Genomic DNA, 11,936 nt, shown 5'->3' with positions numbered 1-11,936 from the left:
CCCCGCGGGGGTTTGACGGGGGGGCGCTCCTCGGGCTCCCGCCCCGGGGCTGCGGGCCGGGGGGGGGGGGGGGGGGGGGGCGGGGGGGCGCCCGGGCGGGGGGGGGCCCCCCGCGCCCCCCCCACGGCGGGTGCCGCGTCGCCCAGCCGGCGGGCTCCGCTCACCCCGTCGAGTCCGACGCGGGCCAGCGGCCGGGTGAGGTCCAGGGAGACCTGCGGGACGATCGTGGCGGCGGAGGCGTCGACCGCGTACAGGCCGCCGTCGTCCGCGGGCACCAGCAGCAGGTCGGCGACGGCCGCGTCGGCGATGCCGGGCAGTTCGCCGCGGAGCAGGCCGTCACCGGCCGGTACGGTGGCGAAGCCGGCGCCGGGAGCGGTGTGCAGGCCCACGGCGAGCGCGGCGACCGCGGTCCCGGACGCCAGGCGCGCGAGCAGGTCGCCGGCCCCGCACTCCAGCAGCGCCTCGGTGGCGGCGACGGCGCTCGTCAGGTACGGCACGGGTGCGACCGCCCGCCCCAGTTCCTCCAGGACGACGGCGGCTTCCCGGTGCGTGGCGCCCTGGCCGCCCAGTTGCTCGGGGACCAGCAGGCCCGCGAGGCCCATCCCGCCGGTCAGCTTGCGCCACAGCGGGACGTCGTGGGGTGCGTCCGACTCGGTGCGGGCGAGCAGCGCGGCCGGGTCGCGGCGGTCGGTCAGCAGGGCCCGGACCGCCGACCGCAGGGCCTCTTCCTCCTCGGAGTACAGCAGGTCCGTCATCGGGCGAGGTCCTTCCAGGCGACGTCCTTGTCGGTGCGAGGTTCGGCGGGCAGACCCAGGACGCGCTCGGCGACGATGTTCAGCAGCACCTCGCTGGTGCCGCCCTCGATGCTGTTGCCCTTGGCGCGCAGGTAGCGGTATCCGGCGTCGCGGCCGGTGAAGTCGACGAGTTCGGGGCGGCGCATGGTCCAGTCGTCGTACAGCAGGCCCTCCGCGCCGCGGAGTTCCACCTCCAGGCCGCTGATCTCCTGGTTGAGGCGGGCGAAGGCGAGTTTCGTGCCGGCGCCCTCGGGTCCCGGCCGGCCGGCGGCGAGCTGCTGGCGCAGCCGTTCGCCGGTGAACCGGGTCACCTCGGCCTCGACCCACAGCTTCAGCAGCCGCTGGTGCAGCTCGTGGGTGCGCAGTGCGGGGCGTTCGCGCCAGGTCCTGGCGACGGGGCCGATCATGCCGCCCTCGCGGGGCAGGGCCGTGCCGCCGATGGCGACGCGTTCGTTGTCGAGCGTGGTCCGGGCGACCCGCCAGCCGTCGCCGGTCTCGCCGAGGCGGTGGGTGTCGGGGATGCGGACGCCGGTGAGGAAGACCTCGTTGAACTCGGCCTCGCCGGTGATCTGGCGCAGCGGCCGGACCTCGACGCCCGGATCGGTCATGTCGCAGACGAAGTAGGTGAGGCCCTGGTGCTTGGGTACGGCGGGGTCGGTGCGGGCGATCAGGATGGCCCAGCGGGCGAGGTGGGCGCCGGAGGTCCACACCTTCTGGCCGTCGACCACCCAGTGGTCGCCGTCCCGCACCGCCCGGGTGCGGAGCGCGGCCAGGTCGGAGCCGGCGCCGGGCTCGCTGAAGAGCTGGCACCAGACCTCCTCGCCGGTCCACAGGGGCCGCAGGAAGCGCCGCTTCTGCTCCTCGGTGCCGTACGCGAGGATCGTCGGGGCGGCCATGCCGAGGCCGATGCCGATGCGCCGGGGGTCGTTGTCGGGGGCTCCGGCGGCCTGGAGTCCGGCGTCCACGATCCCCTGGAGCGAGCGCGGGAGGCCCAGTCCGCCGAGGCCCTCGGGGTAGTGCACCCAGGCGAGGCCCGCGTCGAAGCGGGCGCGGAGGAAGTCCGGTCGGGCGGTGCTCGCGGGGGGATGCGCGGCCAGCAACTCCTCGGTGCGGGCCCGCAGTTCCGCGGCGCCGGTCATGCCGCCCGCTCCGGCACGACGGCGATCCGGCCGGTCGTGCGGCCGTCCGCCACCCGCTGCACCGCGGCGGCGGCCCCGTCCAGCGGTACCCGCTCGCTCACCAGCGGCCTGATCGCGCCGCGGGCGGCCAGCGCGGTGAGCTGCTCGTGGCAGTGCCGGACCAGCTCGGGGTTCCGGGTGTTGTAGAGGCCCCAGTGCAGGCCGAGGATCGCGTAGTTCTTCACCAGGGCGTGGTTCAGGGCGGGGCTCGGGACCGTGCCGCCGGCGAAGCCGACGACGACGATCCGGCCCTCGAAGGCGGCCAGCCGGGCGGACTGCGCGTACGCCTCGCCGCCGACGGGGTCGTAGACCACGTCGGCGCCGCGGCCGCCGGTGGCGTCCTTCACGGCGGCGACCACGTCCTCGGCGCGGCGGTCGACCACCACGTCGCAGCCGAGGTCCCGGGCGACGGCGGCCTTGGCCGCGCCGCCCACGACGCCGATGACGGTGGCGCCGGCCGCCTTGCCGAGCTGCACCGCCGCGCTGCCCACGCCGCCGGCGGCGGCGTGCACCAGCAGGGTCTCCCCCGGCTCCAGGCGGGCCCGGCGGTGCAGGCCGAACCAGCCGGTCTGGTAGCCGATGTGCAGGGCGGCGGCCTCGGCGTCGTCCAGCGACCCGGGCGCGGGGAACAGGGCGCGGGCGTCGGCGAGGACGTACTCGGCGAAGCCGCCGTGGGGCAGCACCGGGTTGGCGATCACCCGGCGGCCGTCCGCGGTCTCGCCGCAGATCTCCACGCCGGGCGTGAAGGGCAGCGGCGGGCGTACCTGGTACTGGCCGCGGCACAGCAGCGCGTCCGGGAAGTTGACGTTGGCGGCGCGCACCCGCAGCAGCACCTGGCCGTCACCGGGCACCGGGCGCTCCACCTCCGCCAGGCGCATCACCTCGCTCGGCTCGCCGTTCTCGTGCACTTGCCATGCCTGCATGCGGGGCCTCCACGGGACTGCTTCGTCTGACCGGGTCCGAGCGCATACTAAGCGGTCGCTTGCCGATCGGGGAACAGCCCCCCGGCGTCACTTCCGCGACGCCGGCCGGGCCCGTACGTGCATCCGCTCCCCCTGCGGCCCGAACAGGGAGAGGAACTCCACCGGCCCCTCCCCCGTCGACCCGAACCAGTGCGGCACCCGCGTGTCGAACTCGGCGGCCTCCCCCGCGCCCAGCACCACGTCGTGCTCGCCGAGGACCAGGCGCAGCCGGCCCGCGAGGACGTAGAGCCACTCGTAGCCCTCGTGGGTGCGCGGGTCGGGCTCCTGACTGCGCTGCGGTTCGAGGACCTTGTAGGCCTGGAGGCCGCCGGGCTGGCGGGTCAGCGGCCAGTGGGTGCGCCCGCCCCGGAGGATCGGTTCGGAGCGCACCCGCGGGTCCCCCACCGGCGGCGCGCCGACCAGTTCGTCCAGCGGCACCTGGTGGGCCTGGGCGATCGGCAGCAGCAGCTCCAGGCTGGGCTTGCGCAGCCCGGACTCCAGCCGGGAGAGGGTGCTCACGGAGATGCCGGTGGCCCCGGACAGGGCGGCCAGCGTCACCTCGCGCTCCTTGCGGATGCGGCGCAGTCTCGGGCCCACGTCCGCCAGTACGTCGTCTGTGCTCATGTCCAACATTTGCGGGAACGGCAAGTGTGTTTGTCAATCCCGCGCACGCCGGGCGACCGTCGCGGCATGAGTGAGAACCGCAGGTACGAAGCAGTCGTCGTCGGCGGCGGGGCCGCCGGCCTGTCCGCCGCGCTGGTGCTGGGCCGGGCCCGGCGCCGCACCCTGGTCGTCGACGCGGGCGAGCCGCGCAACGCGCCGTCCGCGCACATGCAGGGCTACCTCTCCCGGGACGGCATGTCCCCGGCCGAGTTCCTGGCCGTCGGGCGCGAGGAGATCGCCCGGTACGGCGTCGAACTGGTGCGGGACCGGGTGGTGGACGCGGCCCGGGACACCGGCTTCACCCTCGCCCTGGCCGGCGGCGGGACCGTGCGGGCCCGGCAGCTGGTGATCGCCACCGGTCTGCGCGACGAGCTGCCGCCCGTGCCGGGGCTCGCCGGGCGGTTCGGCCGGGACGTGGTCCACTGCCCGTACTGCCACGGCTGGGAGCTGCGCGACCTGCCGACCGGCGTGCTCGCGACCTCGCCGCTCGGCGTGCACCAGGCGCTGATGGTCACCCAGTGGTCGAAGGACGTACGGCTTTTCCTCCACGAGGCCGACGAGTCCGCGCTGACGGCCGACGACCGGCGCCGGCTGCGCGCCGCCGGGGTCGTGGTCGTGCCCGGCGAGGTGGCGGAGCTGGTGGTCGCCGACGACCGGCTGACCGGGGTCCGGCTCGCCGACGGAACGGTGCACGACCGCGCCGTCCTGTACACCGCCCCGCGGCCCGTGCCGGACAACGCCCTGCTCGCCGGGCTGGGCGCCGAGCTGCGCGAGACGGCGTTCGGCAGCTACCCGGTGGTCGACGAGCGGGGGCTGACCAGCGTGCCCGGGCTGTGGGCGGCGGGCAACGCGAGCGGTTTCGCCGAGCAGGTGGTCAACGCGGCCAGCCGCGGCTACCGGGCGGGCGCGGCCGCCAACGCGGAGCTGCTCTTCGCCGACCTGGACGGCGCGGCCCCCGCGGACGGCCTGTGACACGGCCGGCCACGGCACCGCACCGCACCGCACCGCACCGGACGACACCGCGCCGCGCCGCACCGCACCGGTCCGGGCGCCGCGCGTCCGGCGGACCGCGCGTCCGGCGGAGCGCTGGGGCACCATGACTGCATGTTGCTGACCCGGCTCGCCCAGGTGTCCCGGGAGGTGGCCGCCACCGCGGCCCGGTCCCGCAAGACCGCTCTGCTCGCGGAGCTGTTCCGGGAGGCGGAGGCGGACGACGTGCCGATCGTCATCCCCTACCTGGCCGGACGGCTGCCGCAGGGCCGGCTCGGCGTCGGCTGGAAGGTGCTCGGCCGGCCGGTGGAGCCCGCCGCCGAGCCCGGCCTCACCGTCCGCGAGGTCGACGCCCGGCTCACCGAGCTGGGCAAGGTGTCCGGGCCCGGCTCCCAGGCGGAGCGGACCAGGCTCGTCGGCGAGCTGATGGGCGCGGCCACCGAGGAGGAGCAGCGCTTCCTGCTCGGCCTGCTCACCGGCGAGGTCCGCCAGGGCGCGCTGGACGCGGTCGCGGTGGAGGGCCTCGCCCGGGCGACCGGCGCCTATCCAGCGGACGTGCGGCGGGCCGTGATGCTCGCGGGGTCGCTCCAGGCGGTGGCCCGGGCCCTGCTCGGCGAGGGGCCCGCGGCGCTGGAGCGGTTCCGGCTCACGGTGGGCCGCCCGGTGCTGCCGATGCTGGCGCACAGCGCGTCCTCGGTCGCCGAGGCGGTGGAGAAGCTGGGCGCCTGCGCGGTGGAGGAGAAGCTGGACGGCATCCGGGTCCAGGTGCACCGGGACGGCGACACGGTCCGGGTGCACACCCGCACCCTGGACGACATCACCGACCGGCTGCCCGAAGTGACCGCGGCGGTGCTCGGGCTGCCCGGCGAGCGGTTCATCCTGGACGGGGAGGTGATCTCCTTCGACGCCGCGGGCCGGCCGCGGTCCTTCCAGGAGACGGCGGGCCGGGTCGGTTCGCGCACGGACGTGGCGAGGGCGGCGGGCGAGACCCCGGTCTCCCCCGTCTTCTTCGACGTCCTCGCGGTCGACGGCCGCGACCTGCTCGACCTGCCGTTCGCCGAGCGGCACGCGGAGCTGGCCCGCCTGGTGCCCGAGCCGATGCGGGTGCGTCGCGTGACGGCCTCGGGGCCGCGGGACGCCGCCGCGGCGGAACGGTTCCTCGCCGACACCCTGGCCCGCGGCCACGAGGGCGTGGTGGTCAAGGCGCTCGACGCCCCCTACAGCGCGGGCCGGCGCGGCGCCGCCTGGCTCAAGGTCAAGCCGGTGCACACCCTCGACCTGGTGGTGCTGGCCGCCGAGTGGGGGCACGGCCGCCGCACCGGCAGGCTGTCCAACCTCCACCTCGGGGCCCGCGACGCGGACGGGTCCTTCGCCATGCTCGGCAAGACGTTCAAGGGCATGACGGACGCGCTGCTCGCCTGGCAGACCGAGCGGCTCGGGGAACTGGCCGTCGAGGAGCGGCCCTGGGGGATCCGGGTCCGCCCCGAGCTGGTCGTCGAGATCGCCTACGACGGCCTCCAGCGCTCCTCCCGCTACCCGGCCGGCGTCACCCTGCGCTTCGCCCGCGTGGTCCGCTACCGCGAGGACAAGCGCCCCGAGGAGGCCGATACGGTGGAGGCCCTGCTGGCAGCCCACCCGGAGGTCAGGCCGTGACGGTGCGGACGACGAGGCGCAGCGCCGGACTGCTGTTGTTCCGGCACACGGACGAGGGCCTGGAGGTATTGCTCGGCCATATGGGCGGCCCGTTCTTCGCGAAGAAGGAGGCGGGGGCCTGGACCGTGCCGAAGGGCGAGTACGACCCGGACGAGCCGGCCTGGGAGGCGGCCCGGCGGGAGTTCCGGGAGGAGCTGGGCCTGCCGGCCCCCGACGGGCGGGCCGTGCCGCTCGGCGAGGTCGCCCAGGCCAACGGCAAGATCGTGACGGCGTGGGCGGTGGAGGCGGACCTCGACCCGGCGGCGATCGTGCCGGGCACCTTCACCATGGAGTGGCCGCCGCGGTCCGGCCGCACGCGGGAGTTCCCGGAGCTGGACCGGGTGGCGTGGTTCGGCGTGGACCGGGCGCGTGCGGTGATCATCACGGCGCAGGCCGCGTTTCTCGACCGGCTGGCGGAGCACTCGGGCTGACCAGGGGCCTGTCGCGTTGCGCCTTGCCGTGCCGCGCGCGAAGGTCGAGACAAGCCCGCTCCCAGGGAGGCCAGCCATGCCCATCGCCACGGTGAACCCGGCCAACGGCGAGACGCTCAAGACGTACGAGGCCATGGGCGAGGAGGAGCTGGAACGCCGGCTCCAGCTCGCCGAGGCCACGTTCCGCACGTACCGGACGACCTCGTTCGCCGACCGCGCCCGACTGCTGCGCAGGGCCGCCGACCTGCTGGACGAGGACCGGGCGGAGATCGGCCGGACCATGACCACCGAGATGGGCAAGCCGGTCGGGCAGGCCCGCGCGGAGGCCGCCAAGTGCGCCAAGGCGATGCGCTGGTACGCCGACAACGCCGAGCGGCTGCTGGCGGACGAGGAGCCCGCCGAGTCGGACGTGCGGGACTCGGGGGCCGCCCGGGTGCGGGTGCGGTACCGGCCGCTGGGACCCGTCCTCGCCGTGATGCCCTGGAACTTCCCGCTCTGGCAGGTGGTCCGGTTCGCCGCGCCCGCGCTGATGGCCGGGAACGTGGGGCTGCTCAAGCACGCGTCCAACGTGCCGCAGACCGCGCTGTACCTGGAGGACCTGTTCCACCGGGCGGGCTTCACGGAGGGCTGCTTCCAGACGCTGCTGATCGGCTCCACCGCGGTGGACGACGTCCTGCGCGACGAACGCGTCAAGGCGGCCACCCTGACCGGGAGCGAACCGGCGGGCCGGGCCGTCGCCTCCACCGCCGGGGAGATGATCAAGAAGACGGTGCTGGAACTGGGCGGCAGCGACCCCTATGTCGTCATGCCGTCCGCGGACCTGGACCGCGCGGCCGAGGTGGCGGTGACCGCGCGCGTGCAGAACAACGGGCAGTCCTGCATCGCCGCCAAGCGGTTCATCGTGCACACCGAGGTGTACAACGCCTTCGCCGAGAGGTTCGTCGCGGGCATGGCGGCCCTCAGGACCGGCGATCCGCTGGCGGAGGAGACCGAGGTCGGGCCGCTCGCCAGCGAGCAGGGCAGGAAGGACCTGGAGGAACTGGTCGACGACGCGCGGCGGAGCGGGGCACGGGTGCTGTGCGGCGGGGAGCGGCCGGACGGGCCCGGCTGGTACTACCCGCCGACCGTGCTCGCCGGTATCACCCGGGAGATGCGCATCCACCGCGAGGAGGCGTTCGGGCCGGTCGCCACGCTGTACCGGGCGGACGACCTGGACGAGGCGGTGCTGATCGCCAACGACTCTCCGTTCGGGCTGAGTTCGAACGTGTGGACACGGGACGAGGACGAGGTGGAGCGGTTCGCCCGGGACCTGGAGGCGGGCTCCGTGTACGTCAACGGGATGACCGCCTCGCATCCGGCGTTCCCGTTCGGCGGGGTGAAGCGGTCGGGGTACGGGCGTGAGCTGTCCGGGCAGGGAATCCGGGAGTTCTGCAACATCACCACGGTTTGGCAGGGTGCGTGAGCGCCGCGCGGCTACCATCCCGTTCTGTGAACCGCGAAGTGACCCTGCCTCTGATCGTCGACGACCGCGGTGCCTTGCAGGTATCGGCGGCCGACGTGAGTAAGTTGTTGCGGACCGTCGGCGCGCGGTGGCTGCACCTCGTCGAGGCCGGGGAACAGGGGCTGGACGAGGACACGGTCGCCGCCCTGACCATCGAACTGGCGAAGCTGGCGGACCGCATCGACGTGGCGTGCATCGCGCACAGCAGCGGGGCGCCGTAGACGTGGGCCGCGGGGCCGTGCCCGGCGGGGCGCGTGCGCGAACCGCACCCGCCCGCCGGCTCGACGGCCGCCCGGCCGGGCACGGTCGGGCGTGACGGCGGCCACGCCCTCCGGCGGATGACACGGCCCCCGCCGGCCGGGACCGCCCCCGGCTCGCCCCGACCCCCCGCCCGGGTCCCGCCCGGCCGCTCCCCCGAGAACGTGCCCCGGCCGGACGCCCCCGCCGTGCGGCCCTCCCCCGGCCCGACGGCCCCCACCACAGCGGGCCCGGCGGTCGTGGGTGTCCGTACCGCGGGTCGGCGGCGGCCCGGGCCGAACCGGCCGCCGTGGGCGGACGGGTCCCGGCGGGGTGGCGGGGGCGTCCTCGCGCGGTGGGCGGCCAGGGGCCCCGGGGTGCCGTCGCGCCCGGGCGGCCGGCGTTTTCCGGCGGGCGCGCGGGCGTAACGGCGACCCGGGCGTTTTCCCTCGTCCGGCGGCGGAAATCGCCGTCCGGAGCCGACCCGGCGTCCCCGGTTCGGAGTAATCCAGCGCGAGATCGTCGCCCTCCCGGGTGACGGTGGGTGGAGCACCCAAGAGGTGGACCCACCTTCTGACCGGTGGGCGCAGGTCTTCCGGAACACGGAAAGCAGGGACGGTTCATGGCGACTTTGTGCAGGCCCACGGTGTCGGTCCCGGAGTACGTGATCACGATGGAGGAGACGCTGGAGCTGGCGCGCCTCCATCACGCGGACCATCCTCAACTGCCGCTGGCCCTCAGGCTGATCGAGAACACCGGGGTCAAGACGAGACACATCGTCCAGCCCATCGAGGAGACCCTCAAGCACCCGGGCTTCGAGGAGCGCAACAAGCTCTACGGGGCCGAGGCCAAGGCCCGCGTCCCCGCGGTGATCCAGCGCGCGCTCGACGACGCCGAGCTGCTCACCCGCGACATCGACGTGATCATCTACGTGTCGTGCACGGGCTTCATGATGCCCTCGCTCACGGCGTGGCTGATCAACGAGATGGACTTCGACAGCACCACCCGCCAGATGCCGATCGCCCAGCTCGGCTGCGCGGCCGGCGGCGCGGCGATCAACCGGGCGCACGACTTCTGCTCGGCGTACCCGGACGCCAACGCCCTGATCGTGGCCTGCGAGTTCTGCTCGCTGTGCTACCAGCCCACCGACCTCGGCGTGGGCTCGCTGCTCTCCAACGGCCTGTTCGGCGACGGTGTCGCCGCCGCCGTGGTGCGCGGGCGGGGCGGCACGGGCGTCACCCTGGAGCGCAACGGGTCGTACCTGATCCCGAAGACCGAGGACTGGATCGCGTACGACGTCCGGGCGACCGGTTTCCACTTCCTGCTGGACAAGCGGGTGCCCACGACCATGGAACCGCTCGCGCCGGCGCTCAAGGACCTGGCCGGCCTGCACGGCTGGGACGCGACCGACCTGGACTTCTACATCATCCACGCGGGCGGCCCCCGCATCCTCGACGACCTCAGCAAGTTCCTCAAGGTCGACCCGCACGCGTTCCGGTTCAGCCGGGCCACGCTGACCGAGTACGGCAACATCGCCAGCGCCGTCGTCCTGGACGCGCTGCGCCGGCTGTTCGACGAGGGCGGCCCCGGCGACCGGGCGCGCGGGCTGCTCGCCGGGTTCGGCCCCGGCATCACCGCCGAGATGACGGTGGGCCGCTGGGCCGACGGGGACGGCTCCGCCGGATGACCGCGCAGACCACGCTGACCGGCGTCCGGCCGCCGGTGCGGCACTGGCCGGCGGTCGACCTCCCGGGGGCGCAGTTCGACCCGGTGCTGGCCGAGCTGATGGCCGCGGGCCCGGTCAGCCGGATCCGGCTGCCCAACGGCGAGGGCTGGGCGTGGCTGGTCACCCGGTACGAGGACGTGCGCAGGGTGGCCAACGACCCCCGCTTCGGCCGTGAGGCGGTCCTGGCCAAGCAGGTCACCCGGCTGGCCCCGCACCTCATCCCGGACCGGGGCGCGGTCGGCTTCCTCGACCCGCCCGACCACACCCGGCTGCGCCGCGCGGTGGCGTCCGCCTTCACCTCGAAGGGGGTGGAGCGGGTGCGGGAGCGGGCGCGGGCCGTGCTGGACGGGCTGGTCGGCGACCTGCTGCGGGGCGGCCCGCCCGCCGACCTCACCGGCGCGGTGCTCGGCCCGTTCCCGATCGCGGTGATCTGCGAGGTGATGGGCGTCCCGGCCGGCGACCGGCACCGCATGCGCCGGTGGACCCGGCGCATCCTGTCCTCCTCCCACGGCAAGGAGGTCAGCGAGCGGGCCAAGCGGGAGATGGCCGCGTACTTCTCCGGCCTGATCGGGCGGCGCGGGGACGGCTCCGGCGAGGACGTCACCTCGCTGCTGGGGGCCGCGGTGGGCCGCGGGGAGGTCACCCGGGAGCAGGCGGTCGGCCTGGCCGTCCTCCTCCAGATCGGCGGCGAGGCGGTCACCGCCAACAGCGGGCAGCTCTTCTACCTGCTGCTGACCCGCCCCGACCTGGCGGACCGGCTGCGGGCGGAGCCGGAGATCCGCCCCCGGGCGATCGAAGAACTCCTGCGCTGGATACCCCACCGCAACGCGGTCGGGCTGTCCCGGATCGCCCTGGAGGACGTGGAGGTCGCCGGGGTGCGCATCCGCGCGGGCGACCCGGTCTACGTCTCCTACCTGGCCGCCAACCGGGACCCGGACGTCTTCCCCGACCCGGGGACCGTCGACTTCTCCCGCAGCCCGAACCCGCACCTGGCGTTCGGCTCCGGACCGCACTACTGCCCCGGCGGCATGCTGGCCCGACTGGAGGAAGAACTCCTCGCGGACGCCCTGCTGGACCGCGTGCCGGGTATGAGACTCGCTGTACCTCCGGATCAGGTCTTCTTCAGGAAGGGCGCCTTGATCCGGGGCCCCGAAGCCCTTCCGGTGACCTGGTGAGCGGCCCATGACGACCGAAGGACTGTACGTGCCGCCGGGCCACGGCCGCGTGGTCGAGACCCCGGCCCAGCGGGTGACGTTCAAGGTCACCGGCACCCATTCGCGGATGGCCTCGACGTTCGAGGTGGAGGTCCCGCCCGGCTTCGACGTGGGCGCCCACGTGCACACGCGCAGCGAGGAGCTGTTCTACGTCCTCGACGGCGAGCTGGACGTGCTCGCCTTCGAGCCGCGCATCCGCACGCCGGACAACTGGCAGCGGTGGGAGTCGAGTTCGGGCAACCGGGTGGTCCGGGCCACCCCGGGCACGGTCATCGTGGTGCCGCCGGGCTGCCCGCACGCGTTCTCCAACCCGACGGACACGCCGGCGAGGATGTTCTTCCAGGCGAGCCCGCCGCCGGACCACGAACTGTACTTCGAGGAGCTGCTGGAGATCCTGGGCTCCGGCGGCCCTCCGGACCAGGAGGCGATCGAGGCGCTGCGGGCGAAGTACGACATCGAGCAGCTCACGCCCCTGCGGCACAGGTGAGCTGCCCGCCCGCGGGGGCGCGGCGTGCCGGCCCGGGCGCCCCCGCCGGGCGGGCGGGGCG

The 11,936-nt window shown here is 75.0% G+C and carries 12 protein-coding genes; 8 read left to right on the top strand and 4 right to left on the bottom strand.

From position 1 onward, the window contains the following. The 4 genes from ACZ4K2_RS31250 to ACZ4K2_RS31235 form a co-directional block, all read right to left on the bottom strand. Nucleotides 1-755, bottom strand: a 755-nt coding sequence (locus ACZ4K2_RS31250; protein ID WP_467769986.1) for an acyl-CoA dehydrogenase family protein, incomplete at its 3' end; no start/stop codon positions are given. After that, nucleotides 752-1,933, bottom strand: coding sequence for an acyl-CoA dehydrogenase family protein (locus ACZ4K2_RS31245; RefSeq protein ID WP_467478532.1), 1,182 nt, complete (start codon nucleotides 1,931-1,933; stop codon nucleotides 752-754). The genes ACZ4K2_RS31250 and ACZ4K2_RS31245, both read right to left, overlap by 4 nt. After that, complete coding sequence (locus ACZ4K2_RS31240) at nucleotides 1,930-2,895, bottom strand: NADPH:quinone oxidoreductase family protein (protein ID WP_467478534.1); 966 nt, start codon at nucleotides 2,893-2,895, stop codon at nucleotides 1,930-1,932. The genes ACZ4K2_RS31245 and ACZ4K2_RS31240 overlap by 4 nt, the downstream gene beginning before the upstream one ends. Nucleotides 2,896-2,982: 87 nt before the next feature. After that, nucleotides 2,983-3,558, bottom strand: coding sequence for a helix-turn-helix domain-containing protein (locus tag ACZ4K2_RS31235; protein WP_467478536.1), 576 nt, complete (start codon nucleotides 3,556-3,558; stop codon nucleotides 2,983-2,985). Nucleotides 3,559-3,624: 66 nt separating this feature from the next. Between ACZ4K2_RS31235 and ACZ4K2_RS31230 the strand changes: the two genes are divergently transcribed. From ACZ4K2_RS31230 to ACZ4K2_RS31195, 8 genes are all read left to right on the top strand, one after another. Continuing rightward, on the top strand, nucleotides 3,625-4,569 hold the full coding sequence (locus tag ACZ4K2_RS31230; protein ID WP_467478537.1) for an NAD(P)/FAD-dependent oxidoreductase: 945 nt from the start codon (nucleotides 3,625-3,627) through the stop codon (nucleotides 4,567-4,569). Between the two features lie 132 nt (nucleotides 4,570-4,701). Then, the gene (locus tag ACZ4K2_RS31225; RefSeq protein ID WP_467478538.1) at nucleotides 4,702-6,240 is read left to right on the top strand and encodes an ATP-dependent DNA ligase; all 1,539 of its coding nucleotides are present in this window, start codon (nucleotides 4,702-4,704) and stop codon (nucleotides 6,238-6,240) included. After that, the gene (locus tag ACZ4K2_RS31220; RefSeq protein WP_467478539.1) at nucleotides 6,237-6,710 is read left to right on the top strand and encodes an NUDIX hydrolase; all 474 of its coding nucleotides are present in this window, start codon (nucleotides 6,237-6,239) and stop codon (nucleotides 6,708-6,710) included. The genes ACZ4K2_RS31225 and ACZ4K2_RS31220 overlap by 4 nt, the downstream gene beginning before the upstream one ends. A 76-nt stretch (nucleotides 6,711-6,786) precedes the next feature. Beyond that, nucleotides 6,787-8,172, top strand: a complete 1,386-nt coding sequence (locus ACZ4K2_RS31215; protein ID WP_467478541.1) for an NADP-dependent succinic semialdehyde dehydrogenase — start codon at nucleotides 6,787-6,789, stop codon at nucleotides 8,170-8,172. A 26-nt stretch (nucleotides 8,173-8,198) separates the two neighbouring features. After that, entirely contained in the window at nucleotides 8,199-8,432 is a 234-nt protein-coding gene (locus ACZ4K2_RS31210) for a DUF6213 family protein (protein ID WP_360749383.1), read from the top strand. Between the two features lie 638 nt (nucleotides 8,433-9,070). Next, nucleotides 9,071-10,135, top strand: coding sequence for a type III polyketide synthase (locus tag ACZ4K2_RS31205; RefSeq protein ID WP_467478543.1), 1,065 nt, complete (start codon nucleotides 9,071-9,073; stop codon nucleotides 10,133-10,135). Beyond that, the gene (locus tag ACZ4K2_RS31200) at nucleotides 10,132-11,349 is read left to right on the top strand and encodes a cytochrome P450 (protein WP_467478545.1); all 1,218 of its coding nucleotides are present in this window, start codon (nucleotides 10,132-10,134) and stop codon (nucleotides 11,347-11,349) included. Before ACZ4K2_RS31205 ends, ACZ4K2_RS31200 begins: the two co-directional genes overlap by 4 nt. A gap of 7 nt (nucleotides 11,350-11,356) precedes the next feature. Next, nucleotides 11,357-11,875 (top strand): cupin domain-containing protein, encoded by a 519-nt coding sequence (locus ACZ4K2_RS31195; RefSeq protein WP_467478547.1) that lies wholly within the window; start codon nucleotides 11,357-11,359, stop codon nucleotides 11,873-11,875. Nucleotides 11,876-11,936 lie beyond the last annotated feature (61 nt).

The sequence above is a fragment of the Streptomyces sp. NPDC025833 genome, from assembly GCF_055558055.1.
Note: the sequence above shows the minus strand (reverse complement) of the source record. Positions and strands in the feature narration are given on the sequence as shown.